Source organism: Natronorubrum tibetense GA33, from assembly GCF_000383975.1.
Classification (GTDB): Archaea; Halobacteriota; Halobacteria; order Halobacteriales; family Natrialbaceae; genus Natronorubrum; species Natronorubrum tibetense.
This window is the reverse complement of sequence record NZ_KB913017.1, coordinates 1,462,037-1,485,690: the sequence shown is the minus strand read 5'-3', so window position 1 is coordinate 1,485,690 and position 23,654 is coordinate 1,462,037. Positions and strand designations below refer to the sequence as shown.

The window sequence follows — 23,654 nt, the reverse complement described above, 5'->3', positions numbered from 1 at the left end:
GTCCGCGAGATTGCAACGTTTTTCCCGTCGGCCCTCGCGAGAGTAGGCATGAAGACGGCAGGCGGTTCCGAGACGGCGAAACGCCATGCGGGTGAACGCGCGGCCGAGGAGGTCGAAGATGGGTTCGTCGTCGGTCTCGGCACCGGGTCGACGACCGCCCACGCGATCAGGGCGATCGGTCGGGCCGCCGACGACGGCCTCACTGTACAGGGGATTCCAACCTCGTTTCAGTCCCGACAACTGGCGCTCGAGGTCGGGATTCCGTTGACGACCCTCGATGCGGTTGACGGCGTAGACCTCGCGATCGACGGCGCGGACCAGGTGGTCGACGACTCGGACGCGGAGGCGGACGGCGCGCTGATCAAAGGCGGTGGCGCCGCACACGCGCGCGAAAAATTGGTCGACGCGGCGGCCGACCGGTTCGTCGTCGTCGCCGACCCCTCGAAGCTCACGGGACGACTCGAGCGACCCGTTCCGGTCGAGGTGGTGCCGGACGCTCACACGGTCGTCGCCGACCAAATTCGCGCGTTCGGGGGTGAGCCGACGCTTCGCGAGGCCGGCCAGAAGGACGGACCGGTCGTCACCGACAACGGAAACCTGGTGCTCGACTGCGCCTTTGGCTCGATCCAGGACCCCGACGGATTGGCCGGCTCGCTCTCCCAGATTCCGGGGGTGCTCGAGCACGGGCTGTTCGTTGGGTTAGCGGACGTGACGTACGTCGGTCGCGAGAACGGGGTCGAGGAACGGACCTACTGAGGATCAGGCGTCCGCCGGCGACGCGTCCGTGGCTTTCCGTCCGGCGGCACGGACCGCACGCAGGCCGACGACGAGGAAACAGCCGCCGAGGAGACGCGTTACGGGGCGGATCCAGGACTTCACCTCGAGTTCGCCGGGATTCTCGTAGGCGAGGTCGAGACCGACGGCGAGCGCCTGTCGCGGTACCAGTATCATCACCAATCCGAGCACGCTGAGCGGCCGCTTGAGGATGGACGTGTGTTCGGGGTGGCGGGCGAGCAGCCAGACGAAGACGACTCCCTTGAATCGGCCCGCCTGTAGCGTCCACGGTCGCAGCCTGCCGTCGTCGGGGTTCTCGAAGGCGAGTCGTTCGACGGCGTCGACGATTCGGTTCGGTGCGATACTCAGCAACAGTCCCAGCGCCAGAGCGAGCGGTCGTCGCATATCCTCCGTACGTGTGCCACTCGCAAAACGGTTGGCGTGACCGTCGGTGTTCGGTCTCGAGTCACGCCGTCTCTGCCGTCTTCCCCGGGTTCGGCTCGTTACTGCGCTTCGAGAGGACGACGACGAGCAGGTAGAACCCGCCGAGTGCGCGTGCCGCGGGCTCGATCCAGGGTTTCAACTCGAGTTCGTCCGTGTTCTCGTAGACCAGTCGCTGGCTGAGTTCGACGGCCGGCTGTGGGAGGGCGATCAGGACCAGGCCGGCCATTCCCAGCAGCGTGCTGACCACCGTCGAACCCTCCCGGCCGCGGACGAGCAGCCAGACGACCAGAAGGCCCTCGAGTCGCGCCCCCCAGAGCGCGTGCGGACGGAGCTGGGCCTCCTCGGGGTTCTCGAGACCGATGCGTTCGCAGGCGTCGATCACCGGCTGGGGCTTCAGGATCTCGAAGCAGCCGAAGGCGACCAGGAGTGTTCGGAGCATGTGGCACCGACATACGCCGGCCAGCATGAAAAAACGCGACCGTGGATGCAACTGACACGTGGTGAGGAGCCCCCCGAGACATCGGACGTTTGGCGTCGATGGACACCTTTTCAATGGTCTCACGCTAGCGTCCGGTAGAGACGATCCGATGCCCGAAACATCCGACAGGAAAGACGATCATATTCGAATCATCGAAGACGAAGACGTGGAGACGTCCGGCGCGGGCTTTGCCGACGTTGAACTCGTCCACGAGGCGCTGCCGGAGCTCCACCGCGACGAGATCGATACGACGACGACGCTATTCGGCCACGAACTCGACGTGCCGATCGTCATCGAGAGCATGACCGGCGGCCACCCGAACACGACCAAGATCAACCGCGCACTCGCCGAGGCGGCCCAGGAGATGAACATCGCCATGGGCGTGGGGAGCCAGCGCGCCGGCCTCGAACTCGACGACGAGGCGCTGCTCGAGTCCTACACCGTCGTCCGGGACGTCGCCCCCGACGCCCTCCTCTACGGCAACGTCGGCGCGGCGCAGTTGCTCGAGTACGACGTGGGAGACGTCGAGCGAGCCGTCGAGATGATCGAGGCCGACGCGATGGCGGTCCACCTGAACTTCCTCCAGGAGGCCGTCCAGCCCGAGGGTGACGTCGACGCCAAGGGTTGTCTCGAGGCGATCGAACGGGTTGCGGCAGACCTCTCGGTGCCGGTCGTCGTCAAGGAGACGGGTAACGGTATCTCCCGGGAGACGGCCCAGCGACTCTCCGACGCGGGGGTCGAGGCGATCGATGTCGCCGGACAGGGCGGGACGACCTGGTCGGGGATCGAATCCTATCGAGCCGCCGCCGTCGGCGCGTCCAGACAGGAACACGTCGGGAAGCTGTTTCGCGCGTGGGGCGAGCCGACCGTCGTCAGTACCAGCGAGGCCGCGTCGGTTCACGACTGCGTGATCGCCAGCGGGGGCGTCCGGTCCGGACTCGACATCGCGAAAGCTATTGCCCTGGGGGCCCGCGCGGGCGGCCTCGCGAAGCCGTTTCTCGGCCCCGCGGGACAGGGTACCGAGGCCGTCGTCGACCTGATCGAGACGCTCGAACTCGAGTTGCGTACGGCGATGTTCGTCACGGGTTCGGCGTCGGTCGACGATCTCCAGTCCGCCGAGTACGTGATGCTCGGCCGGACGAAGGAGTATCTCGAGGAGCGACGGCAGTAGCCGACTTTTTCGCGTTTGCAGGGCGATTGACTCCGACCTTCGCAGTAAATTCGAGCGACGGTGTTCTCACTTCGGACGGGCCAGACCACGTGCGGTGGCGCGTGTTGAGCCGCGGCTCGAAGGTACGCGAGGTAGTCGCGAGTACGCGGGACCACCGATCCCGCGGACCGTGCGAACGGGCGCGGAGCGTCCGTAAGCAGATGAAACGAGCGACTGCTTGGAAGACGGAAAGCGCCTTCCAGTGGATGAGCGAACGACCGAAGGGAGTGTGCGTTAGCGCGGAACTAACGGTTCCGCGAACCATCCTCACGGGTGCAGAGCATCCGTGAGGAGAAATCGGTTGGGGAGGGCGTGGAAATCACTGCCGGCAGCGTGAGCAACACGCTCGGCGTCACCGGCTGTACTCTAGCAATCCGGTTTTCTATCCCCGAAACGAGTGAGCGACTCGATCGATTCGGATTCGAACTCGAGCCCGGACGACCCACCGTCCAGACATCGAGTCGTAACAGCCACTCGATACACCGGCCGCGCCAACTGCGCGGAAACCAGTGGCTACGGACGTAGCGTCGATAAAATGATTCTCGGTTGGCGTTCCTTACAGGTCGCGGGGCTGGACCGTCTTCCGGTCGTTTGCTTCGGCACGTCGGGCTGCGTCCTCGAGAAGCTCGTCGACTTCCTCGTCGAGTGCTTCGTAGAAGTCCGAGGCAACGTTTTTGTCATCGAGCGCTTCCTTCACGGCGGCTTTGACGATAAGGTCTGCCATACGATTTACGGATTCCGCGTTACCCCATATAATGGTTTTGGTTGTGTCCCGGGATACGGGGGTTGCAGGGGTTAACCCGCCCGTTTCGATGGTCGAATCCACCGGAAAGTATATGACTGATGAGTAAACGACAGGAATTCGGCCGCCGATATCGGGGTTGAAATCGCTCGCGCGCGCTCTGTGGACGCTGTGGCGTCCCTACCGTCGGTTGGGCGCGCGGCCGGTCCGGCCCGGCACCTGCCGGGTCGATCGAGTTGACTCGAGTCCGATCGGTCGAGGGAGCAATACTCGGGTCGGTGGCCGTCCGATGCGGGTCTCGAGCGAGAAAATCGCTCCGACGCGGTGTATGGTTCCCCGCGCAGGTACGGTTCGACGCAGTTCCACCACGCACGCCCACCACGTGGACGTGTGATGGCTTTACTTTCCAAACCGTTATCATTACAATACACTGGCTATCGACATTTGCTCAAGTACTGTGACACCACATGGACTCAACGCAAATCAACTCCCGTTCCGTCGGCAACAACGAGAACCGTGCGGTATCTTCTGCTCTCGGGGTTTTGGTGGCAGTCGTGGCTGTCGTTCTCCTTGCAGCCGTTGTTGGGATTTTCGTCCTCGAGACAGGTGACAATGGAGACGATTCTGGGGACCCGACTGTAGACACGGCCGTCGACAACGAGTCGAACGTCGTCGAACTCTCGGTTACAGAGATGGGTGATGCAGAGGAGTTCGTTCTCCGAAGCGAAGTCGATAGTACCGAGGAACTCCGGCTAGACGAATTGCAGGAGACGGGTGATACGATGACGCTCGAGCCTGAATCGGGAAGTGAAGTGAGAGCGAAAATCGTCGCAATCGACGGCAACGACGAGCAGTTTGTAGGGAGTGTCGAGTGGGAGTTCGACCTCGAGCAGGACAGCGAGCCGGTCAACCCGGCGATGAGTGTTGACGTGAATAACAACGACGAGAGAATAACGTTTACCGTCACCAGCATGGGTGATGCAGAGGAGTTCGTCCTTAGGGGAGATGTTCCCAACGAGGAGTTCGAACTGGACGAACTGGAGGCCACTGGTGATTTGATGACCGTTGACGGTGACGAACTGACTGACAACGGAACCGGGGCTATCGTCGCAATCGACGGCGATACCGAGATTCAGATCCTCAGTATCGACTGGAATTTCGACTGAGATAGCTTAGTATCGGCGAACCGGGTTTGGTTGAGCCTTCCGTTGGAATGATTGTTCACACTCACAGTGGATGTGTTTCGAGATCCTACCGAAGCCTTCTACTCTTTCCTGAGTAGCAGACCCGGCTGCCATCAGTATGAGAGCCGAACAGCAGGACGGGTCACGCGTGGGAGGTATGTGGATCGGTCGGACATCACGTTGGGTTAACCAGAACCCAACACCTTCGAGTACACCCACCTCCCACCTCCCCACATGCGCGAACTCCTCGAGGCCGTCGCCGACGGCCACCGCTCCCCGTCCGAAGCCGAAGCCGAACTCAGGGGCTATGCGACCAACGACGCGGGCCGGTTCGACGCGGCCCGCACACAGCGCCGTGGAATCCCGGAGGCCATCCTCGCCGAGGGGAAGACGCCCGCCCAGGTCGTCGCCCTCGCGGAAACCGCCCTCGAGACCACCGACAGGGCGCTGGTGACCCGCACCAGCGACGAACAGATCGACGCGCTCGAGAGCGCACTCGAGGACTCCTTTCCGAACGCGACCCTCGAGCGTTGGGGCACGTCTGTTCGCGTCCTCACCCCCGAGTTCGACCAGCCCTCGCTCGACGCGACGGTCGGCATCGTCACGGCTGGCACTGTCGACGGACCGGTGGCTGACGAGGCCGAACTCGTGCCGCGCGACGCGGGGGCGGCGATCGATCGCGTCGAGGACGTCGGCGTCGCCGCGCTGGATCGCACCCTCGATCAGGTCGACCGATTTCGGGCCGCCGACGTGTTGATCGTCGCCGCCGGCCGCGAGGGAGCGCTGCCGACCGTGATCGCCGGGTTGGTCGACACGCCCGTGATCGCGGTGCCCGTCTCGAGCGGCTACGGCTTCGGCGGCGGGGGCGAGGCCGCGCTCGCGGGGTTGCTCCAGTCCTGTACCGTCCTTTCGGTGGTCAACATCGACGCCGGCTTCGTTGCTGGCGCGCAGGCGACGCTCATCGCCCGGGCCATTGACGACGCTCGCAACTCGAGCCCCTGATACCGACAAAAAATTCTCCTGTATCCGAAACGCCAAACAGTGTATGGGGAAGGCTTTTTATTGCACACCGAATACTGTCGGGTACCGGTTGAGACCGGTGTGACCATTGCCCAATGCCCACCTGTGATCACTGCGACGCGCACGTGTCCGAACGCTTCGCACGCGTCTTCGCCGACGAGAACGGCGAGATCCACGCGTGCATTAGCTGCTCGGCGAACGCCGGGATCGCGGAAGCCGCGCGACACCGCGCTCGCGGTACCTGATCCCCGCTCGAGTATCGCGACTGACGACCACACGCCCCCACTTCGTCGCGCTTTTTATCGAGACGCTGCTACCCTGAGCCATGGCTGACCACGTCGTCTACGTCCTCGAGTGCGCCGACGGCTCGCTCTACACCGGGTATACGACCGACCTCGAGCGACGGGTCGCCGAACACGACGCCGGCGAGGGCGCGAAGTACACTCGCGGCCGCACGCCCGTCGAACTCCGATATCACGAGCGCTACGACTCGAAGTCGGCCGCCATGTCCCGCGAGTACGAGATCAAACAGCTCTCCCGCCGGCGGAAGGCGCGACTCGTCGGGCTCGAGTGATCCGACCGGCGTAGAATTCCCTCCCGATTTCTCCAAAAAATAAATACAGCAGCGGTCCCTGCGTCGAGACGACATGGAGATCGACATCGCCGACCTCAAACAGCCGGAGTACACCGGCGAAAATCGGTGTGAACCGTGTACGATACTGAATCTCGCAATCGCCGTCGTCGTTGGATCGCTGGTGGCCCGCAAGACGAAACTCGGCGGGCTGGCCGCAGTCGGCATCTCGATCGGCCTCATCTACGTGCGGGGCTATCTCGTTCCCGGCACGCCGACGCTGACGAAGCGGTATCTGCCGCCCGAAGTCCTGCGCTGGTTCGGCAAGGAGACCGAGCCCGAACTGGCGAGCGGCTTCGGCGGCGTCGAAACCCGGGAGGCGACCGATATTTCGATCGACGGGACCGACGCCGCGACCGAGGATGCCGAGATCGACCCGACGGACGGAGCCGCCGACACCACGGCTGAAGACGGCGACGCCACCGCGACCGAGACCACTGACACTACCGAGTCCGACCCTGACCCGGAACCGCTCGACCTCGAGGCCTTTTTCCTCGACCACGACGTTCTCGAGCCCTGTTCCGACCGCGACGACCTCTGTCTCACCGAGGAGTTCGAGGCCGACTGGCTCGCAGCCATCGAAAACGTCGACGAGACCGGCGTCGACGCGGCGGCCGTGATCGACGCCTTCGACTTCGACGCACAACCGGAGACGTTCGAACTCGAGTCCCGCGACGACGCCCGAGTGCTCGTCGGCGACCGCGGTATCGCCGGCCGCTGGCCCTCTCGCGCCGCGGTGGTCGCCGACGTTGGTGCCAGTCGCGTCCTTACGGACTGGGCACCCGAGTGGGACGCACAGACGCCCGAGACGAAAGGGCAGGTGCTCAACGGGCTGCGGATGTTCCTCGAGACCTGTCCGGGTGCCGGCGGCGAAATCAGCATGGACGAGGAGGTCGTCGAATCCTGCTGTAGCTCCCACGACGTGATCGCCGTGACCTGCGACGAGACGGGGGAACGGCTGTTCGAACAGCGCGTTAACACCTCCTCGAGTCGGATGCGGCGGTAACCCGGCGGAGGCGAAACGGGAACTCGATCGCAGGCCGACTCAGTCGTCGGCCGCAGCGGACCGCGAAGACGTCACGCTCGGCTCGATGAACGCGTACTCGGCGAGGTTTCGGCCCAGTTTCTCCACTCGCTCTTGCAGGTCCGGATCCCGGAACCGGCGGCCGTCAATGGCGTCGGGGTCGGCCTCGAACTTGCTCGAGGCGTTCCGAAGTCCGACCTGGTGGGGCAGGACCCAGCCGTGGACGCCGCGAACCGTAATCCGCAGGTGATCGAGCGTCGAGCCGTAGCTCCCGCCGCCGGCGGTCGCCAGCAGCCCTACGGTGGTATCCTCGTACTCGTCCCAGCCACAGAAGTCGTGAAAGTTCTTTAGCGCCCCCGAGTACGAGCCGTGGTAGACTGGCGTCCCGAGCGCGACGGCGTCGGCCTCGCGGACGATCCGCATCGCCTCCTCGGCCGCCTCCGGGTCCTCGCGGTCGGGATCGTAGACGGGAAGGTCGTACTCACCCAGATCGAGCAGCGCCGTCTCCGCACCGGCGTCGGCGGCTGCCTCGAGGGCGTATCGAAGCGCCGTGCGCGTGTAACTCGTCTCGCGGAGGCTGCCGTTGACGGCGACGACGGAGGGTGTATCGGACATACCGGCCCTATGGCCGCCGTCGAGAAAACATCGTTGCTCGGCCGCACGGGAGGATTTGCGGGCACCTCGTGGGTTCGTAACGCGGCAACCGACTCCCCCGTCCCGGTACGCTTCGGGATCCGTGTGACGGCGTCGCTTTTTTCGCGCCCGGCGATGAGACACGCGTATGGAGACGATCAGCTTCGGCACCGACGGCTGGCGGGCGACGTTAGAGGAGTTTACCACGCCGCGCGTGCGGATGGTCGGACAGGCTGTCGCGACGTACCTGCGAGACGAGGGGTTCGAGGCCCCCGTCGTAGTCGGCTACGACGCCCGCGAGACCTCGCGCGGGTTCGCTGAGGAACTAGCTCGCGTGTTGTGTGCCAACGGCTTCGACGTCATCATGCCTGACCGCGACCGACCGACGCCGCTGGTCGCCCACGCGATCGTCGAGCGCGACCTGGCGGGCGGACTCGCCATCACGGCCTCTCACAACCCGCCGGAGTACAACGGCGTGAAGTTCATCCCGGAGGACGGCGCACCGGCCCTACCCGGCGTCACCGACGCCATCGCGGACCGACTTGCCGAACCCGATCCGCTCCCGGAGGACGAACACGGCACCGTCGAGGAGGTCGATCTCGTCACGCCCCACGCTGACGCCGCCCTCGAACTGGTCAACGAGATTACCGGCAGCGCCGACCTCTCGGCCGCGGACTCAACGGTTGCCTACGATGCGATGCACGGCAGCGGCCGCGGCACGACTGACGCCCTGCTCGAGCGCGCCGGGGCCTCCCTCGAGTGTCTACGCTGTAGCCGAGACCCGGAGTTCGGCGGCGGCGCACCCGAACCGGCCCCCGAGAACCTCGAGGCGCTGATCGATCTCGTCACCGGCGACGCGACCGACCCGAGCCTCGGAATCGCGAACGACGGTGACGCGGACCGACTCGCGATCGTCACGCCCGAGCGCGGTTACCTCGACGAGAATCTCTTTTTCGCCGCGCTCTACGACTACCTGCTCGAGGACGACTCGGGCGCTGTCGTTCGTACCGTCTCGACGACGTTCCTGATCGACCGCGTTGCCGACGCTCACGGCGAGACTGTCCATGAGGTCCCAGTCGGGTTCAAATGGGTCGCTGAGGCGATGGCCGACCACGACGCCCTCGTCGGCGGCGAGGAGTCCGGCGGCTTCACCGTTCGCGGCCACGTCCGCGAGAAAGACGGCGTCCTCATGGCGCTCCTCGCGGCCGTGATGCACGCCGATGAACCGCTGGACGACCGCGTAGACCGTCTCCTCGAGGAACACGGGACCGTCGTCCAGAACAAGCGCAGCGTGGCCTGTCCGGACCACGAGAAGGCGCGGGTTCTTTCGGATCTCGAGGACGAAATACCCGAGCGCGTCGCCGGTACCGACGTGGAGGGCATCAACACCGCGGACGGCTTCAAACTCCAACTCGCCGACGGCTCCTGGCTCCTCGTTCGGCCCAGCGGAACCGAGCCCGTGCTTCGGGTCTACGCCGAAGCCGCGGACGAGAAGCGAGTGAGCGAGTTGCTCGAGGCGGGCGAGAAACTGGTCGAGCCGCTGGTTTGAGTCGGCGGCGTCCCCTCGATGCTGAGCCGGTGGCGTCCCGGCCGTGCTACGTCCGTGATGTCGCGTCCCTCTCCGCTCCGGGTTGCGTGCTCCGGGCCCTTCTTTACCGGCGTCGGTCCGCTCCCTAGGAGTATGAGCCAAGCGAACCGCGAGGACATCGCGTTCACGGAACTCACGCCGGACTCGTGGCATCAGAACGACGAGGGCGACTACTACCTCGACTGCCCGGAGTGTGGCTCCGCGGCGTCGTTGATGACCATCGTCAAACACGGCCGCTGTAACGGGTACATGGACCAGCAGGAGGACGGCACCGAACTCGACGAGGCCGAACTCGACTGCACGGCGACGCTCCGCCTCGAGCTCGGCTACACGTCCGACCCCGACCCCGAGGCGACCGACTCGGACGCCGAACAGTCCGAAGACAGCGTCGAGACGGGCGACGGCGTCCCCGGCGAGGGATCCCCGGCGGGCTCGGACGGGACGGTGAGCAACGAACAGCAGTAGTTAGTCGCGCTTCTTTCGACCGGCGACCCGCGACTCGAGACGGCGACGGCGCCGACGGTCAATCCACTCGTTCCGCCGGGACGCCGACGACGGTCGCCCCGGCTTCGATGTCCCGTGTGACGACCGATCCGGCACCGACGGCCGCATCCTCGCCGACCGTGATGTCACCAAGCAGCGTTGCGTTCGCTCCGATCTGGACGCCGTCTTCGATCGTCGGATGGCGCTTTACCGGTTCGTTCGTGTCGCCGCCCAGCGTGACACCGTGATACATGTGGACGTCGTCGCCGATCTCGGCCGTCTCGCCGACGACGACTCCCATCCCGTGATCGATCGTCACCCGGCGACCGATCGTCGCGCCGGGATGGATCTCGACGCCCGTGAGCATGCGGACGACATGCGAAAGCAGTCGGGCGAGCAACTGAAGATCGGCGTTCCAGAGCCGGTGTGTGAGCCGGTGGCCCCAGACAGCGTGGACCCCAGGATAGGCGAGCGCGACCTCGAGACACCGCTTTGCGGCGGGATCGCGCTCACACATCGCTCGCGTGTCCTCACGCAGTCGTCGGAGCATCGGTCACCGGTTCGGACGCGACAGTTAGAGCGCGATGCGCTCGGCGCGAGATCGAGCAACCACTCGAGCGACAACACCGGCCGGTAACGCGACGAGGAGAGTTCCTGCCGATGCGCGCCGTCTGGCCGGTAGATACCATATCCAGACTTACCGGCGAGTTGGCCTAAAAGGGTTCGCTTCCCGTCGATCGCCCCGCGGAACCGCCGTCACCGACTTACTCCCCGCGTGCGAGTCGCGTTCCGATCCGCTCGGGCAGGTCGGTCTCTCGAACCGCTGCCTGGACGGCGTCGATATCGTACTCGACGCGGTGGGTCTCGGCGGTCAACGCCTCGAGGTCGACGACCGCGTAGCCCGCTCGCGGATCGCCGTCTCGAGGCTGGCCCACGCTGCCCGGGTTGATCACGATCCCCTCAGCGAACTGCTCGAGGCCCTGGATATGGGTGTGACCGAGCACGAGGACGTCCTCCTCGTCGAGCAGTCCGGGAGAGAACTCCCGAGGGTAGGTGTATCTAGTGTACCGATCCGGATCGTCCGGGTGGCCGTGGACGAGTTTGATTCGGTCGTCGCACTCGAGTCGCTCCATTGGCAGGGACTCGAGCCACTCGCGCTGTTCCTCCGAGAGCTGTTCGCTGGCGTGCTCGACGCCCGCTCGCGCCATCCCATTGAATCGGAACGGGGCGTCGCCGACGACCGCCGCGTCGTGGTTGCCCATCACCGTCGGCACGTCCCGCTCCCGGAGTTCGTCGACGCAGGCCGCTGGCCAGGGGTTGTAGCCGACGATGTCGCCGGCACAAAGTAGTCGATCGACCGGTGGCATCTCCTCGAGGACGGCCTCGAGGGCGACGCGATTCCCGTGGACGTCGGAGATGAGTCCGACTTTCATGTGCGAGGATATGGGCCGCGAGCGGTTTGTAGGTTGGCCAGCGGTCGATCCACGGATTTCTCGGGGATGGGTGTTCGCCGTCGGAAGTGATTACAGCGGAACCCGTTCCCCATCTTCGGGAACGCGAACGTTCTCCGTCTCCGACCGCAGTTCGTCCCGCGTGAGCAGACAGTGGTTGATGGCTTCCATGTGAACGACGACGACCGTGGCGTCGGTCGCGTCACGGACGGCTGTGATGTCCGGGACCCCCATGGTGATCGGTTCGCCCTGATTGAACCGCGCTTCGCCGCCGTTGAGGACGACCATATCGGGTTCGAATCGGTCGAGCGTCCGGCGGACCGCGTCGTACCAGACCGTGTCACCGGCGACGTACAGCGTGTCGTCGGCGTCGAAGACGAACCCCGAGACCGGCCCCATCTCCTCGGCTAACTGCCCGTGCCCGTGGCGACCGGGCGTCCGGTGAAGGGTGACGCCGTCGAACGACGCCTGGGTTTCGACGGGTCGCACGTCGGTAAAGCCGTCCTCGACGAACGCATCCGACTCCTCGGGCTGACAGAACAACGGGACGTCCGCGTCGAGTTCCGCTTTCGCCGCGTCGTTGAAGTGATCGCGGTGACGGTGGGTGACGACCACGGCGTCGTGGGACAGGTCAACGTCGGGAAGCGGAACGAGCGGGTTCTCGCGGTCGTTCGGCGTGTCCGGTATCGGCGGAATATCACCCGGGGACGCGAACATCGGATCGACGAGGAAGGTCGTCCCACCGACGGTCGCGAGAACGGTGGCGTTCCGGACGAGACGAATACCGCTGTCGGAATTTGTCGACATACACGATACGATCGGCGTCGCGCCGGGTTAGTTGTTGCCGCTACCGACTCTCGTCCGAGTGCCGCCCAGCGATCAGTCGCCGTTCTCGATCGCGGTCTCGAAGCCGTCCTCGGTTCGGGCGACGCCGGCCGCACAGACGGCGTGTTCGAACTCGAGGTCGTAGACCTCGCTCGCCGCCGCCTCGGCACCGTCGGCCTCGAGACCGAACGACTCGGGCGAATCCTTCTCGTAGGTCGCCACGAGCGTCGGCTCCTCGACCGTCTCGACGAGCAGGGCGTCCTTGCGCACGGTGCCGATCAGAGCCTCGCCCGCATCGCCGATCATGGCCGCGATCCGGGGCGTGTTGTAATCGTCCTTCTCGTAGTCCAGCGCCAGCAGGCTCTCCGCGAGGGCGTCTCGAGCGGGGTAGCCCAACTCGAGTTTCTCCGCGATCGGATCGACGTGCGAGCCGTTGCCGAAGGCGGCCGTCTCGCCGGTCGGCGTCTCGACCACCCGCAGGCAGTTGTAGGACACGTAGGGGTTGTCCGTCTCGGGGGCGTCCGCCGTAGGCCCGACGGTGAGGGCGTCCTCTCGAGCGGTGATCTCCCGGTTGGGGAACGAGCGCGACGACACGCGGTAGGCGCCGACGTCAGGACCGACGACGACGAATCGTCCAACGTACATACGCGGGAGTGTGCGAGAGAGGGGAAAAGGGGTGTCGGTTCGACTCGAGCGGCCGTCTTCGTGGGCACCGTGCTGGCTTCGGAGCCGCCGATTTATATACCATGCCGCGGCGAACGGGGGTGTGACGTCGGAAGAGGAGTGTCTCGAGGCGTTGCGACGGGCCGCGAAGAAACTCGGCGAGTCGCCGACGAAAGCGCAGTACGAGGAGCTAGGGCTGAGGCCGGCTTCGGCGACGATCATGAAGACACTCGGCGGCTGGAACGCGGCAAAAGAGCGTGCAGGACTGGAAACGTTCGACAGAGCTGTGACCGGCGGGCAACCGGTTCAGCCGAAACCGGACTGGGTCGAGATACCCGACGACGCCGAATGGACGGAACTCACGGGTCAACAACGCTGGTACTACAAGAACCGGGAGGCTCGAATCGAGCGAAAGGATCGTCGACGAAACGAAATCCGACGGTGGCTCTACACGTACAAAGAACGACGTTGTGAGTGCTCCCGATGTGGCGAAGAGCGACCACCGTGTTTGGACTTTCATCATCCGGACGAGAAGGAACAGGGTATCTCAACGATGGTCGTCGACGGGTACTCGAAGGAGAGCATTCGAGAAGAGATCGATCGCTGTATCGTTCTCTGTGCAAACTGCCATCGAATGGAACACTACGACCCGCCGACACGGTAGTCCTCACGCGATTACAGTCGCAAACTCGGATGCCGACAACTGCGATCTACCTCGATACCCGGTCCAGTTCGTAACACTCTAATACGGACACCCACTACTGAAGGATACGTCGTCGGAAAACGAACCCGGCGAAATATATCAAGTCCATTAGGGTAGCGGCCAATCCTGAAGCCTTCTGGGGGCTTCGACGCTGGTTCGAATCCAGCATGGACTACTTCTCTCCGTTCTTCGACTCGAGTTCTTCCAGCCCATCCTCTCCGACTCTCCAGTGGAAACGAAGGGGTCCGTTCGATACCGTCGTCCGTACCAGAACCCATATTGAATTCGAACCCCAATGATTCGTCAATGAACCGACGGCAACTTCTCTCGACGGGGGCGGCAGTCACCATCACGGGTCTCGCGGGCTGTCTCGGCAGCGACGACGAGTATCCGACTGAGTCATTCGCCGACGTGTCCGTTCCGCTCGCCCCACTCGAGGACGTCTACGAGTGGTACGACGTGGACGACGAGACGGAGTTCGTCGATACGCGAACAGAGACGGAGTACGACGCCCATCACATCGCGGGGGCGGTCCTCAGTCCCGCCGAACACGGGCTTCCACAGGACGACCCCGTCGAGGAGTGGTCGAGCGAGACGCGAATCGTGACCTACTGCGTCTGCCCCCACGCGCTGGCCGGACACCGCGCGGCTTCGTTGATCGACGACGGCTACGAGAACGTCTACGCGCTCGACGAAGGACTCCAGGCGTGGATCGACGAGGGCTATCCGCTCGAGGGCTCGGAGGTCGACCAGCAACTCCCCGCCTACGACGTTCAGGGACAGAGTGATCCCGACCACGCCGGGGAGTACGCCTGGGTCCACGAACCGGAGACCGGGCAGCGCGAACCCGGCGAGATCGCCGCCGACGGCTCCTACGAGCTAACGCTTCACTTCACCGACCTCGAGGACGACACCCTGATCGAGGTCGAGACCCCCGACTACACCCGCGAACTGACGCTCGAGGAACTGACGAGCGACGTCGTTACGGCCTGATTCTACGTCTCGGAGCGTTCGTACGCGCCCTCGCGCTCGAGTTCGCCCCGTTTTCGCAACACGCTCGGCGTCCGGCAGATGCCCGGCGCGCCGGTCGCTTGCGGCACCGTACAGTTGTTACAGTTCTCACAGAGCACGCGCAGACCGCCGTCCGTCGGCGTCTCGGCGTCGGTACCGTTCTCGAGCAGCCGCGCCCCCAGTCGCGGCTCGGCGTAGAAGGGGCGAGCCATGCCGACCATGTCGCAAGCCGCTTTCTCTCGAGTGCCGTCGCTGGATACGCCACTCGAGCCGAGCAATCGATCCATCTCCCCTCGCTCGCGAATCCCGCCCTCCGCGAGCACGGGGATCGACACCTGCTCGCGAACCCGCCGGCAGAACTCCTCGTTCCACGCGGGGTCGAAATCGTACTGCAGCGACTGGACCCGGTTCGCGGCGGCGACCAGCCGTCTTCGCGTCGCGCCGCCGAACGCCGCGTCGTACGCCTCGTGCAACTGCTCGTTCCCCCACGCGCGCTCGGGATACTCCCCGCGGACGATGCTCATGTCCCAGACGACCGACGTCTGGACGGGAACGACGGCGTCGTAGCCGATTCGCTCGAGTCGCCGGGCGATCTCGATTCCGTCCTCGAGCGAGAGCTTTCGGCGCACGACTGGCGCGGGCGGTGCGGGTGTCTCGGCAGGCACCTTGGTCATCAGCGGAACGTCGCCCGCTCGTTCGCGGATCTCGTCGTGGACGAGCGCGAGGAACTCGAGTCTCGCCTCCGGAGAGCCGCCGAACTCGTCGTCCCGCCGGTTGTAAAACGGCGAGAGAAACTGCTGGACGATGCCCATGTTCGCCCCCGAGAGGTGGATGCCGTCGTAGCCCGCCGCCGCAGCGTGGGCCGCAGACCGGCCGAAATCGGCCGCGAGTTCGTACACCTCCTCGGTCTCGAGGACGTGGGGATCGTAGGCGAGAAAGCCCAACCGATCCAGCAGTCGCAACTGCCAGGGCGGCTCCGATACTGCCAGTTGCTCCAGGTCCGGGTGCTCCTCGCGGTACTCGGCGTGCCAGGTCTCCATGCTCCGCAGCCCGCCGTGCTCGAGTTGCACGAAGATCCGGCTGCCGTGCTCGTGAATTCGGTCGGTCAGCCGCGATAGTTCGGAGACGAACTCGGGGTCGTGTACGCGAGTCATCCCCGGTGCGGCACAGCCACCGTCGCCGCGGACGATCGTCGCGCCCTGACAAAGGAGGCCGACGCCGGACTCGGCGGCCGGCTCGAGGTCGTCGATAAGCGTGTCAACGGCGTCGGGTCCGTTGCCCGCACACTCGAGCACTGGCGCGCGATAGAGCCGGTTGGGAACCTCGCAGCTGCCGATCTCGATGGGGTCCTCGAGCGTCGCCATGCAGGGCGTATCACGCCGCCGTACAAGAGCGTAGCGCCGCTCGAATCAGGGCGGCAGGACGACCGCGCGCCCCTCGATTTCGTTGTGCTCGAGGCGTTCCGCGACCGTGTTGATGTCCGCGAGGTCGTAGGTTTCGGTCCGCAACTCGACGTCGCCGCGGTCGACGAGCGAAACGAGTTCCTGCAGTTCGGCGTACTTCCCGACCAGCGTGCCGCGAAACGCGAACTCGCCGTTGACCAGCGCCTGACTGGGTTCGTGGACGTGACCACCGTAGCCGACGATGTGGTGGTCGCCGCCGGCGGCGACGATCTCCGGAGCCAGGGCGGTCGTCTCGTCTCTCCCGACGAAGTCGATCACCTGCTGGGCGCCCTCGTCGTCGGTCAGATCCGTGATCACGCTCGAGACGTCTTCGTCGGCCGAGTTGACAGTGTGGTGGGCTCCCAGTTCCGTCGCCAACTCGAGCGCCTCGTCCTTGATGTCGGCGGCGACGGTGGTCGCGGCGCTCATGGCGTCGAGACATTGGAGGCCGATGTGGCCGAGCCCGCCCACGCCGATGACCACGCAGGTGTCGCCCGGATTCAGTTCGCGGACGGCCTTCTTGACCGCGTGATAGGCCGTGATCCCTGCGTCGGCGTGGGGGGCGATCTCCGTCGGATCGACGCCGTCGGGAAGCGGGATCACGGCCCGCTCGTTCGTCCGGAGGTACTCGGCGAAGCCGCCGTCGGTGGTGAGGCCGTTAAACGCGCTGTTTTCGCAGTACATGTCCTCGCCGAGCCGGCAGGGCCGACAGATGCCACAGGTCTGGACGGGGTGACAGATCACGGGATCACCCGCCTCGACCAGCGTCACCTCCTCGCCGGTTTCGGCGACGATGCCGGCGTTCTCGTGGCCGAGCGTCATCGGGAGCTCTTGGGGTGCGTACTCGGTCCACATTCCCTCGACGATGTGGTTATCCGTTTGGCACCACCCCGCTCCTTCGACCTCGACCAGGACGCCGTCGGACTGGTCGATCTCGGGCCGGTCGATGTCTTCTACCTCCAGCGCCTCGCTCATCTCGTCGGTGTACTCGTGGAGTCTGGCTGCTTGCATGATACCACGGCACAATATCTCGGCTGCGAGCAAAACCCTCCGCCTTGCACTCCTACTTCTCCACTTCGAGTAAGGCGACGCGCTCGCGAACCAGCGTTCCAAGCGGGGCGTCGGTCGCCCCGCGTTCGGCGTCGGTGACGTCGAAAAAAGCACACAGCGTCTCTTCGTTCCGGGACTCGAGCGTCGGCTCCCTTTCGACGACGGCGTCCAGTTCCGCGAGTTCCTCGAGTGCCGCCGTCTCGTCGGCGTCGGGTTCCTCACCGTCCACTGCGTCGATTTCTCCGTCGTCCTCGGCCTCTCGACCCCCTTCGTTTCCGGTGGAACCTGTGTCAACAAGGATCACGGACCGATTCTCGCCCTCGCCGACGCCCATCTCGAGGGCGCGATCGATCTGTCGGCGGCCGGCGGCGTAGAGCAGGATCTCGACGGCCCGATCCCGGGCAACGTTCGTTCCGCGGGCGATGGCGCGGTCGGCCAGTTTGACGGCCCGCTCGAGGTGGGATGGGTCGGCGACGTAACGCGCGTCGAAGGCCTGTACCGTCACGTCATGTCGGTCACCGATCTCGCCGATATCTGCGACGAAGCCGTCGAGGTCATCGATCGCGAGGGTGCACTCGAGCAACTCCATCAGAAGTCACCCAGGCTGGACTGGCTGTCGTCCGCCGCTTCGTTCGTCGCTTCCTCGTCGTCGCCGTCCTCGAGCGCGATCGAGCTGGCGGCCCCTGCGTTCGCCGGTCCGTCGGCCGGTTCGACGGCCTCCATCGAGGGATCCTCGCGGCCGGCGTTCTCGAGGATGTTCTCGGCCGTCTTCGTCCCCTTGAGCGCGCTGAGAACGACGCCTTTGTCGGCGCTTCGGAGATCTGCCGGCTCCTCGATGCCGACCTCGTAGAGCCGTCGGGCGCGTTTGCGACCCACGCCACCGACGGAGACCAACTCGAGCAGTTCCTCCCCGACGCCGTGTTCCACGCGAGCGCGGGCCTCGCGGACGGCGACTGTCCACTCGCTGTCGATCTCCGCGGCCAGCGACTCGGCGGCACCCAACAGCCACTCGGCAGTGTCGACCTTCCCGCGGAGGTCACCGGGACCGATCTTGTACCGGTCGGTCAGTCGCTCTTCGTCTTCCTCGCTGGCCCAGTCCTCGAGCAGTTTGCCCGTCTTGAGGGCGGCCAGCCAGTCTTCGAAGCGGTCCTCCTCGTACTCGCTCGGCCTGTCACCGAGCAGTTCGGCCTCGCGTTCGTAGTAGAGTTCGCCGAATTTCTCGTCCTCGCCCGAGCGCAGGTAGAGTTCGTACATATCGGGCGTCCGTGAGACGAGCTGGTAGAGGCCGAGTGCGGTCGGGCGGTCGTCGGCCCGCTCTAAGCCGTGGACGATCTCCGCGGCGCTCATCGGGTCGAGGTAGAGCCGCGAGACCGTGTGGCCGAGGCTGGTGGCCTCGAGGGCCTCCTCGCGAGTCGATTCCTGCTGGTCCGCGAGGTCGGCTGCGGAGGTGAACGCGCCGGCGTCGATTTCGGCGTCGTCGCCTGAATCGCCACCCGCTCTCTCACGCTCGATGAAGTCGTTTCGCTCGAGGTAATCGAGGACGTCGTCGGTCACGCGCTCGAGCCGGCCGGCTTCGGTCGACTGGCTAGCATAGAGGGTGGCCTCGAGGAACTCGAGCAGTCCCTCACGCGTGCGGGCGAAACCGGACGCGATGGTTGCGAGGACGTGCGTCCGCAGGGCGGGTTCGGCGGCGAGTTTCGATCGGACGGCCTCCGGGTCGGCCCAGATGTAGCGGTCGAACAGCTCCTCGCTCTCCTCGTGGCTCTTCGCGAGCAGGACGGCCTCGCCGTAGGGGTCGAGCCCCGGCCGCCCCGCTCGGCCCATCATCTGATGGACTTCGAGGACGTCCAGCGGAGACATCCCGCCCGCGCTGGGGTCGAAGCGCCGCCAGTCACGGACGATGACCCGGCGTGCGGGGGTGTTCACCCCGGCAGCGAGCGTCGGCGTCGCCGAGATCACCTTCAACAGCCGGTCGCGGAAGGCGTCCTCGACGAGCGTTCGCTGGGTGCTCGAGAGTCCGGCGTGGTGAAACGCCGCGCCGCGCTCGACGCAGTCGGCCAGATCCTTGCTCGTCTCGGTGTCGCTGTCCTCCCTGATCTCCTCGGCCAGATCGACTAACGCTTCCCGCTCGTCGCCGTCGAGTTCGCGACTCGAGACCTGCCCTAACCGGCTCGCGGCGGCCTCCGCATTTCGCCGGGAGTTGACAAAGACCAGTGAGGAGCCGCCTTCCTGCAAAATGTCGCGGACGAGGGCGGACTCTTGTTTTTCCGATCCTTCGACGGGCACTTCTCGCGTCGAGCCGTCGTCGAAGTTCAGGGCGTTGCCGTAGTGGACGCCCATCCGGAGGTCGATCGGCCGCCAGTCGGTGTCGACGAGTGCGGCGTCGAGCCAGTCTGCGATCTCGTCGGCGTTGCCGACCGTCGCCGAGAGCGCGACCGTCTGCATTGCGGGGTTGAGCCGTCGGAGTTTCGCGAGAGTGACCTCGAGCGTCGGTCCCCGGTTCCGGTCGTCGATCAGGTGAACCTCGTCGCTGACGACGCAGGTGAGATCGGAGAGCCAGTCGGCGCCGTTGCGGACGAGCGAGTCGACCTTCTCGCTGGTCGCGACGATGATGTCTTTCGTAGCGAGCCACTCGCTGGTGCTTTCGTAGTTCCCCGTCGTCACGCCTGTCGTGACGCCGAACCGTTCGTAGGCCTCGAACTCGGCCTTTTTCTCGCTGGCGAGCGCTCGCAGGGGGACGATGTACAGCGCCTTTCCGCCCCGTTCGACCGCCGACAGCATCGAGAGCGCGGCGATCATCGTCTTTCCGCTTGCGGTCGGGACGGCGGCGACGAGGCTCTCACCGTCGGTCGCGCCGGCCTCGACCGCTTCGGCCTGTGGCGGGTAGAGCTCCTCGATGCCCTCGTTTCGGAAGTGATCGACGGCACCGGCCGGGAGCCCCGACAGCTCCTCGATATTCATTACTCGTTCTTGGCGCGTCCCGTGGTTTAAACTGTCGTCTCGACAGCGTGCACACGTCGCCGCCGTCGGATTCGACTCGTACGAGGAGACGGACACGCTGGGACGGTGACTGCCGGATCGATGCCGGACGAGCGACTCGAGAGTGGTTGCTGACGCAGTCCGGCGGTCCGACCTGCACCTGCCCGTCGATACACCGATGGGGCTGGCGGCTGAACACGGCCGTATGCTCGCTCCCGATCACGTCCTCGTCCCGACGTTCGGCCGTCCGCGGGAAGACCAGGCGCTCGCGTACGCCCTCGAGACGTTCCCCGACGCCGATGTCACGCTGCTCGCCGTCGCAACGCCGCTGGACGCGACGATGAGCGAGGGCGGGATCCTCGAGCGCGACGACGAACGAACGACACAGGCACGCCAGCGAGCGACGACGCTACTCGAGGCGGTCGGCGAACCGACCGCGTCCGAGCGAGTTCGACTCGAGGTCGCCGAGGGGCGGCCCGGCACTGTCGTCCCCCGGTACGCGAGCGAGGAGGACGTCGACCACGTCGTGCTGTACGGCCACCGAAGCGACACGAAGGGGTTCGTCCGGCGGTTCCTCGGTCGCGGCATCGCGTCGACGGTCGTCGAACGGACCTCGAGTCCGGTGACGGTACTCGAGTAGTCGCCGCACTGTCTCGCCTCGAGATGGTGGGTGATTTTGTCGCTCGAGTCCCTCCGTTCGATCGTGATGCCGAGCGACTCGTCCCGGGCATCGCATGGGTCGATCGGCCGCCGAGAAACTCACCAGTATGAAACCGATTTACTTCTGTAGCCGCTGTGACGAAGAGATTTCGCGAACCGCCGAGGAGTGCCCCCACTGTGGCTATCATCCCCAGTCGATCGTCTGGCGGTTCGGCGCGGGTGCGCTCATCTTCGGCGGAGCGTTGACGCTCGTCTCTCCACCCGTCGGACTGCTCGGCGTCTTCATCGGGATCACCGCGCTCGGTGGAAGCTACCTGCTGTCACCGGCGGAGTGAGCGATTTCCCTCGTCGGAGCCGCCCTCACCCGCCGATGATCGCGGCTAGCAGCTGATAGAGTCCGTACCCCACGACGATCGAACTCCCGAGCGTCAGCAGCCAGAAGGTGATCGTAAAGCCGATCTTTCGCTTCGAGACGCCGGCCGAACCCGCCGCGAGCCCGCCGCCGATAACCCCCGAAAGGATGATGTTGTTGAGCGAGATCGGAATCCCGAGCGCGATCGCGAGCTGTGCGATAATAAAGCCCGGCACGAGCGCCGCGATCGACCGCCGAACGCCGAGCTGGGCGTACTCCCTCGAGGTTGCCTGCAGCAGTCGCGGTGCGGCCATCCAGGCCCCAGCGAGGATGCCGGTCGCGCCGATTGCGAGCAGGACGGTCCCCGGGAGGCCGAGTTCGATCCGGAAGAGGTTCTCGAGCGGGCCGGTCGCGAGCCCGACCTGCGAACCGCCCGAGGAGAAGGCGACGATACCACCGAGAACGAGTAGAAACGATCGAATGCCGCTCTCGACGGAGACGAGGACACGCTGTCGGACCCAGTAGAACGCGAGGGCACCGACGACGATTGTGACCAGGACTGTTCCGAGATCGACGCCCGCGGCGAGCGTCGTCCCGCCGCCGAACTGTCGGGAGACGACTCTGGCGAGCGTGCCCTGGTCGGCTGCCGGATCCGGGATAACCCCGAGTCGGATGTTGGCGACGATGGCCCCGACGACCCCAGCGAGCAACGGGACGCCGACGGTTTCGGGGACGTCGTCGCGCCGCAACAAAATCGCCGTCACGTACGCCAGGCCACCGGACATGATCGGAACCATCAGCCAGAACGTCCCGAGTCGCTGGTACGTTGCCATCGCGGGGTCGCCGCCCAGCGAGAGGCCGACGCCGACCATCGCGCCCGTCGTCGCGAACGCTGCGGGGATTGGATACCGCGTGTAGATGCCGACCGCCATGAACGTCGCCGCCGTCAGCAGGCCTGCAGTAGCCGCGAGCGGCGTGATCGCCACGCCGTCGATGAGGTCTGCGCCGACCGTCTCCGAGATGCTCCCACCCTGCATGAGCGCGCCGGCGGCCGCGAGCAGGCCGATAACGAACGCGGCTCGCATCGTCGAGATCGCGTTCGCGCCAATCGCAGGCGCGAAGGGCGGCGAGTTGCTGTTCGCCCCAAGCACCCACGCCATGAACAGACAGGTGAGGATGGCGGTCCCGACGAGTACGGCGAACGACAGTGCGACCATTCCGTCTCTCACTGTTCTACGACGGACCGGAAAAGCGTTCCCTCGGTCGACTCGTGGGCCGACTCGTTCGCCAGCCACCGAGTGTGGTCCGGAAGCGGTATGTCCCAGACGCTCGAACCGTCACGTATGAGAGTCGAGTTCGACGAAGACACCTGCATCGGCATGTATCAGTGTGTGGCTGAATGGGACGCCTTCGAGGAGGACAAAGCGAGCGGGAAAGCGATCCTCGAGGACAGCGAGGAGGTCGAAGACGGCGTCTTCGCCCGCGAGGTGCCCGAGGATGCGGAACTCGACGCGAAGTTCGCCGCGCGGACCTGTCCCGTCGACGCGATCAGGATCTACGACGACGACGGCGAGCAAATTATCCCCTGAGTGTCTTACCGTCGTAACGCCGCATCGACCAGTTCCTTCTCCGCCGATCGTAGCAGCGTCGACGCCGCGCTCTCGGAACACTCGAGTGCCTCGGCTACAGTCGCCAGTTCGCCGCTCCGTGGCACCTCGTAGTAGCCCGCCTCGCGGGCGACCTCGAGGGCCTCGAACTGTCTGGCCGTGAGACGCCCGGCCAGCGTCTCCGTGCGTCGCTGGTGTTCGCTCACGCGCGTGACCTCGACATCGACTTCGTCGGGAGCCGTCTCGAGCAGTCCCGCCATGGCCTCTGGCTCGCCGAGGACGGTGACGTGGACGTTCTCCCGTCCGGTGTAGACCATCGGCGGAACGATCATCAGCCCGGGAACGTCGAACGTACCCAGCAGCGTGGCGTCGGCGGCCCGCAGGTCCATCTCGACGTAGCCGTAGAACGTGTCCTCGTCGACGGGCGTGACGTCGTACCGCCGCACTGACTCGAGGTCCTCGGCCAGGTTCCCGAGTGCACCGGGGTCGCCGACGACCAGGGAGAGAAAGCGGACGGTTTCGGCGTCGGGATCGACCTCCCAGGAGAGCACTTCCTCGCGCTCGAACGCCTCGAGCGGATCCTCGGGCGCTGGCAGTTGCATCGACGGGGGGAGTCGCAGGCTGAGGTCTGCCGATTGCATACCGGTTGTTCGGCAGCGGTTGATAAAGAGGTTCAGTGCTTCGGGAAAGCACTGACAGT

At 65.5% G+C, this 23,654-nt stretch carries 28 protein-coding genes and 1 tRNA gene; 15 read left to right on the top strand and 14 right to left on the bottom strand.

The window, feature by feature from the left end; all coding sequences use genetic code 11:
• Positions 1 to 48 precede the first annotated feature (48 nt).
• A complete protein-coding gene (rpiA, locus tag NATTI_RS0107720; protein WP_006092832.1) occupies positions 49 to 756 on the top strand; it encodes a ribose-5-phosphate isomerase RpiA in 708 nt (235 codons plus the stop codon).
• Positions 757 to 759: 3 nt separating this feature from the next.
• Here the strand turns inward: rpiA and NATTI_RS0107715 are convergent, their stop codons facing one another.
• Positions 760 to 1,179 carry a hypothetical protein gene (locus NATTI_RS0107715; protein WP_006092833.1) on the bottom strand — a complete coding sequence of 140 codons (420 nt, stop codon included), beginning with the start codon at positions 1,177 to 1,179 and terminating at the stop codon, positions 760 to 762.
• A 61-nt stretch (positions 1,180 to 1,240) separates the two neighbouring features.
• Complete coding sequence (locus NATTI_RS0107710; protein ID WP_006092834.1) at positions 1,241 to 1,657, bottom strand: hypothetical protein; 417 nt, start codon at positions 1,655 to 1,657, stop codon at positions 1,241 to 1,243.
• A 148-nt stretch (positions 1,658 to 1,805) separates the two neighbouring features.
• Between NATTI_RS0107710 and fni the strand changes: the two genes are divergently transcribed.
• Positions 1,806 to 2,867 (top strand): type 2 isopentenyl-diphosphate Delta-isomerase, encoded by a 1,062-nt coding sequence (fni, locus tag NATTI_RS0107705; protein ID WP_006092835.1) that lies wholly within the window; start codon positions 1,806 to 1,808, stop codon positions 2,865 to 2,867.
• Between the two features lie 595 nt (positions 2,868 to 3,462).
• On the opposite strand, the gene NATTI_RS0107695 is transcribed toward fni, so the two are convergent.
• Positions 3,463 to 3,630: a DUF1931 family protein gene (locus NATTI_RS0107695; protein ID WP_005578700.1), complete on the bottom strand. Its 168-nt coding sequence runs from the start codon at positions 3,628 to 3,630 to the stop codon at positions 3,463 to 3,465.
• Between the two features lie 572 nt (positions 3,631 to 4,202).
• On the opposite strand from NATTI_RS0107695, the gene NATTI_RS0107690 reads away from it, so the two are divergent.
• From NATTI_RS0107690 to NATTI_RS0107670, 5 genes are all read left to right on the top strand, one after another.
• Positions 4,203 to 4,814 carry a hypothetical protein gene (locus NATTI_RS0107690; RefSeq protein WP_006092837.1) on the top strand — a complete coding sequence of 204 codons (612 nt, stop codon included), beginning with the start codon at positions 4,203 to 4,205 and terminating at the stop codon, positions 4,812 to 4,814.
• 252 nt (positions 4,815 to 5,066) lie between these two features.
• Positions 5,067 to 5,834 carry a nickel pincer cofactor biosynthesis protein LarB gene (larB, locus tag NATTI_RS0107685; protein WP_006092838.1) on the top strand — a complete coding sequence of 256 codons (768 nt, stop codon included), beginning with the start codon at positions 5,067 to 5,069 and terminating at the stop codon, positions 5,832 to 5,834.
• A gap of 113 nt (positions 5,835 to 5,947) precedes the next feature.
• The gene (locus tag NATTI_RS26460) at positions 5,948 to 6,097 is read left to right on the top strand and encodes a DUF7563 family protein (protein ID WP_006092839.1); all 150 of its coding nucleotides are present in this window, start codon (positions 5,948 to 5,950) and stop codon (positions 6,095 to 6,097) included.
• Between the two features lie 80 nt (positions 6,098 to 6,177).
• The gene (locus NATTI_RS0107675) at positions 6,178 to 6,426 is read left to right on the top strand and encodes a GIY-YIG nuclease family protein (protein WP_006092840.1); all 249 of its coding nucleotides are present in this window, start codon (positions 6,178 to 6,180) and stop codon (positions 6,424 to 6,426) included.
• Between the two features lie 73 nt (positions 6,427 to 6,499).
• Positions 6,500 to 7,489 (top strand): hypothetical protein, encoded by a 990-nt coding sequence (locus NATTI_RS0107670; RefSeq protein ID WP_006092841.1) that lies wholly within the window; start codon positions 6,500 to 6,502, stop codon positions 7,487 to 7,489.
• A 39-nt stretch (positions 7,490 to 7,528) separates the two neighbouring features.
• On the opposite strand, the gene NATTI_RS0107665 is transcribed toward NATTI_RS0107670, so the two are convergent.
• Complete coding sequence (locus tag NATTI_RS0107665; RefSeq protein WP_006092842.1) at positions 7,529 to 8,122, bottom strand: NADPH-dependent FMN reductase; 594 nt, start codon at positions 8,120 to 8,122, stop codon at positions 7,529 to 7,531.
• 166 nt (positions 8,123 to 8,288) lie between these two features.
• On the opposite strand from NATTI_RS0107665, the gene NATTI_RS0107660 reads away from it, so the two are divergent.
• The gene (locus tag NATTI_RS0107660) at positions 8,289 to 9,689 is read left to right on the top strand and encodes a phosphoglucomutase/phosphomannomutase family protein (protein WP_006092843.1); all 1,401 of its coding nucleotides are present in this window, start codon (positions 8,289 to 8,291) and stop codon (positions 9,687 to 9,689) included.
• 132 nt (positions 9,690 to 9,821) lie between these two features.
• Positions 9,822 to 10,193 carry a hypothetical protein gene (locus tag NATTI_RS0107655; RefSeq protein ID WP_006092844.1) on the top strand — a complete coding sequence of 124 codons (372 nt, stop codon included), beginning with the start codon at positions 9,822 to 9,824 and terminating at the stop codon, positions 10,191 to 10,193.
• Between the two features lie 58 nt (positions 10,194 to 10,251).
• On the opposite strand, the gene cysE is transcribed toward NATTI_RS0107655, so the two are convergent.
• The 4 genes from cysE to NATTI_RS0107635 form a co-directional block, all read right to left on the bottom strand.
• Positions 10,252 to 10,761, bottom strand: a complete 510-nt coding sequence (gene cysE, locus NATTI_RS0107650) for a serine O-acetyltransferase (protein WP_006092845.1) — start codon at positions 10,759 to 10,761, stop codon at positions 10,252 to 10,254.
• 214 nt (positions 10,762 to 10,975) lie between these two features.
• A complete protein-coding gene (locus NATTI_RS0107645; protein ID WP_006092846.1) occupies positions 10,976 to 11,644 on the bottom strand; it encodes a metallophosphoesterase family protein in 669 nt (222 codons plus the stop codon).
• 90 nt (positions 11,645 to 11,734) lie between these two features.
• Entirely contained in the window at positions 11,735 to 12,469 is a 735-nt protein-coding gene (locus NATTI_RS0107640; RefSeq protein WP_006092847.1) for an MBL fold metallo-hydrolase, read from the bottom strand.
• A 72-nt stretch (positions 12,470 to 12,541) separates the two neighbouring features.
• Positions 12,542 to 13,132 carry an IMP cyclohydrolase gene (locus tag NATTI_RS0107635; protein WP_006092848.1) on the bottom strand — a complete coding sequence of 197 codons (591 nt, stop codon included), beginning with the start codon at positions 13,130 to 13,132 and terminating at the stop codon, positions 12,542 to 12,544.
• Between the two features lie 121 nt (positions 13,133 to 13,253).
• Here NATTI_RS0107635 and NATTI_RS0107630 point away from each other — a divergent pair, with 121 nt between their 5' ends.
• From NATTI_RS0107630 to NATTI_RS0107620, 3 genes are all read left to right on the top strand, one after another.
• Entirely contained in the window at positions 13,254 to 13,814 is a 561-nt protein-coding gene (locus tag NATTI_RS0107630; protein ID WP_006092849.1) for a homing endonuclease associated repeat-containing protein, read from the top strand.
• A gap of 141 nt (positions 13,815 to 13,955) precedes the next feature.
• Positions 13,956 to 14,028, top strand: a tRNA-Gln gene (locus NATTI_RS0107625).
• Between the two features lie 131 nt (positions 14,029 to 14,159).
• A complete protein-coding gene (locus tag NATTI_RS0107620; RefSeq protein ID WP_006092850.1) occupies positions 14,160 to 14,846 on the top strand; it encodes a rhodanese-like domain-containing protein in 687 nt (228 codons plus the stop codon).
• Positions 14,847 to 14,848: 2 nt separating this feature from the next.
• Here NATTI_RS0107620 and NATTI_RS0107615 read toward each other — a convergent pair whose 3' ends face one another.
• The 4 genes from NATTI_RS0107615 to NATTI_RS0107600 are packed head-to-tail and all read right to left on the bottom strand — an operon-like array spanning position 14,849 to position 20,317.
• Positions 14,849 to 16,228 carry an oxidoreductase gene (locus NATTI_RS0107615; RefSeq protein WP_006092851.1) on the bottom strand — a complete coding sequence of 460 codons (1,380 nt, stop codon included), beginning with the start codon at positions 16,226 to 16,228 and terminating at the stop codon, positions 14,849 to 14,851.
• A 45-nt stretch (positions 16,229 to 16,273) separates the two neighbouring features.
• Positions 16,274 to 17,317: an NAD(P)-dependent alcohol dehydrogenase gene (locus NATTI_RS0107610; protein ID WP_006092852.1), complete on the bottom strand. Its 1,044-nt coding sequence runs from the start codon at positions 17,315 to 17,317 to the stop codon at positions 16,274 to 16,276.
• A 52-nt stretch (positions 17,318 to 17,369) separates the two neighbouring features.
• On the bottom strand, positions 17,370 to 17,945 hold the full coding sequence (gene cgi121, locus NATTI_RS0107605) for a KEOPS complex subunit Cgi121 (protein ID WP_006092853.1): 576 nt from the start codon (positions 17,943 to 17,945) through the stop codon (positions 17,370 to 17,372).
• Entirely contained in the window at positions 17,945 to 20,317 is a 2,373-nt protein-coding gene (locus NATTI_RS0107600) for an ATP-dependent DNA helicase (protein ID WP_006092854.1), read from the bottom strand. The genes cgi121 and NATTI_RS0107600 overlap by 1 nt, the downstream gene beginning before the upstream one ends.
• A 223-nt stretch (positions 20,318 to 20,540) precedes the next feature.
• On the opposite strand from NATTI_RS0107600, the gene NATTI_RS0107595 reads away from it, so the two are divergent.
• Together NATTI_RS0107595 and NATTI_RS0107590 are read left to right on the top strand one after the other, a co-directional pair.
• Entirely contained in the window at positions 20,541 to 20,975 is a 435-nt protein-coding gene (locus NATTI_RS0107595) for a universal stress protein (RefSeq protein WP_019991727.1), read from the top strand.
• Between the two features lie 94 nt (positions 20,976 to 21,069).
• On the top strand, positions 21,070 to 21,330 hold the full coding sequence (locus NATTI_RS0107590; protein WP_006092856.1) for a hypothetical protein: 261 nt from the start codon (positions 21,070 to 21,072) through the stop codon (positions 21,328 to 21,330).
• Between the two features lie 25 nt (positions 21,331 to 21,355).
• On the opposite strand, the gene NATTI_RS0107585 is transcribed toward NATTI_RS0107590, so the two are convergent.
• A complete protein-coding gene (locus NATTI_RS0107585) occupies positions 21,356 to 22,564 on the bottom strand; it encodes an inorganic phosphate transporter (protein ID WP_006092857.1) in 1,209 nt (402 codons plus the stop codon).
• A gap of 126 nt (positions 22,565 to 22,690) precedes the next feature.
• Between NATTI_RS0107585 and NATTI_RS0107580 the strand changes: the two genes are divergently transcribed.
• The gene (locus NATTI_RS0107580; protein WP_006092858.1) at positions 22,691 to 22,936 is read left to right on the top strand and encodes a ferredoxin; all 246 of its coding nucleotides are present in this window, start codon (positions 22,691 to 22,693) and stop codon (positions 22,934 to 22,936) included.
• A gap of 5 nt (positions 22,937 to 22,941) precedes the next feature.
• Here NATTI_RS0107580 and NATTI_RS0107575 read toward each other — a convergent pair whose 3' ends face one another.
• Complete coding sequence (locus NATTI_RS0107575) at positions 22,942 to 23,595, bottom strand: helix-turn-helix domain-containing protein (protein WP_006092859.1); 654 nt, start codon at positions 23,593 to 23,595, stop codon at positions 22,942 to 22,944.
• Positions 23,596 to 23,654: the final 59 nt, after the last annotated feature.

Excerpts from the sequence above, each read along its gene's own strand:
- rpiA (WP_006092832.1), top strand. The coding sequence starts at position 49 with ATGAAGACGGCAGGCGGTTCCGAGACGGCGAAACGCCATGCGGGTGAA.
- NATTI_RS0107715 (WP_006092833.1), bottom strand. The coding sequence starts at position 1,179 with ATGCGACGACCGCTCGCTCTGGCGCTGGGACTGTTGCTGAGTATCGCA.
- NATTI_RS0107710 (WP_006092834.1), bottom strand. The coding sequence starts at position 1,657 with ATGCTCCGAACACTCCTGGTCGCCTTCGGCTGCTTCGAGATCCTGAAG.
- fni (WP_006092835.1), top strand. The coding sequence starts at position 1,806 with ATGCCCGAAACATCCGACAGGAAAGACGATCATATTCGAATCATCGAA.
- NATTI_RS0107695 (WP_005578700.1), bottom strand. The coding sequence starts at position 3,630 with ATGGCAGACCTTATCGTCAAAGCCGCCGTGAAGGAAGCGCTCGATGAC.
- larB (WP_006092838.1), top strand. The coding sequence starts at position 5,067 with ATGCGCGAACTCCTCGAGGCCGTCGCCGACGGCCACCGCTCCCCGTCC.
- NATTI_RS26460 (WP_006092839.1), top strand. The coding sequence starts at position 5,948 with ATGCCCACCTGTGATCACTGCGACGCGCACGTGTCCGAACGCTTCGCA.
- NATTI_RS0107675 (WP_006092840.1), top strand. The coding sequence starts at position 6,178 with ATGGCTGACCACGTCGTCTACGTCCTCGAGTGCGCCGACGGCTCGCTC.
- NATTI_RS0107670 (WP_006092841.1), top strand. The coding sequence starts at position 6,500 with ATGGAGATCGACATCGCCGACCTCAAACAGCCGGAGTACACCGGCGAA.
- NATTI_RS0107665 (WP_006092842.1), bottom strand. The coding sequence starts at position 8,122 with ATGTCCGATACACCCTCCGTCGTCGCCGTCAACGGCAGCCTCCGCGAG.
- NATTI_RS0107660 (WP_006092843.1), top strand. The coding sequence starts at position 8,289 with ATGGAGACGATCAGCTTCGGCACCGACGGCTGGCGGGCGACGTTAGAG.
- NATTI_RS0107655 (WP_006092844.1), top strand. The coding sequence starts at position 9,822 with ATGAGCCAAGCGAACCGCGAGGACATCGCGTTCACGGAACTCACGCCG.
- cysE (WP_006092845.1), bottom strand. The coding sequence starts at position 10,761 with ATGCTCCGACGACTGCGTGAGGACACGCGAGCGATGTGTGAGCGCGAT.
- NATTI_RS0107645 (WP_006092846.1), bottom strand. The coding sequence starts at position 11,644 with ATGAAAGTCGGACTCATCTCCGACGTCCACGGGAATCGCGTCGCCCTC.
- NATTI_RS0107640 (WP_006092847.1), bottom strand. The coding sequence starts at position 12,469 with ATGTCGACAAATTCCGACAGCGGTATTCGTCTCGTCCGGAACGCCACC.
- NATTI_RS0107635 (WP_006092848.1), bottom strand. The coding sequence starts at position 13,132 with ATGTACGTTGGACGATTCGTCGTCGTCGGTCCTGACGTCGGCGCCTAC.
- NATTI_RS0107620 (WP_006092850.1), top strand. The coding sequence starts at position 14,160 with ATGAACCGACGGCAACTTCTCTCGACGGGGGCGGCAGTCACCATCACG.
- NATTI_RS0107615 (WP_006092851.1), bottom strand. The coding sequence starts at position 16,228 with ATGGCGACGCTCGAGGACCCCATCGAGATCGGCAGCTGCGAGGTTCCC.
- NATTI_RS0107610 (WP_006092852.1), bottom strand. The coding sequence starts at position 17,317 with ATGCAAGCAGCCAGACTCCACGAGTACACCGACGAGATGAGCGAGGCG.
- cgi121 (WP_006092853.1), bottom strand. The coding sequence starts at position 17,945 with ATGGAGTTGCTCGAGTGCACCCTCGCGATCGATGACCTCGACGGCTTC.
- NATTI_RS0107600 (WP_006092854.1), bottom strand. The coding sequence starts at position 20,317 with ATGAATATCGAGGAGCTGTCGGGGCTCCCGGCCGGTGCCGTCGATCAC.
- NATTI_RS0107595 (WP_019991727.1), top strand. The coding sequence starts at position 20,541 with ATGCTCGCTCCCGATCACGTCCTCGTCCCGACGTTCGGCCGTCCGCGG.
- NATTI_RS0107590 (WP_006092856.1), top strand. The coding sequence starts at position 21,070 with ATGGGTCGATCGGCCGCCGAGAAACTCACCAGTATGAAACCGATTTAC.
- NATTI_RS0107585 (WP_006092857.1), bottom strand. The coding sequence starts at position 22,564 with ATGGTCGCACTGTCGTTCGCCGTACTCGTCGGGACCGCCATCCTCACC.
- NATTI_RS0107580 (WP_006092858.1), top strand. The coding sequence starts at position 22,691 with ATGAGAGTCGAGTTCGACGAAGACACCTGCATCGGCATGTATCAGTGT.
- NATTI_RS0107575 (WP_006092859.1), bottom strand. The coding sequence starts at position 23,595 with ATGCAATCGGCAGACCTCAGCCTGCGACTCCCCCCGTCGATGCAACTG.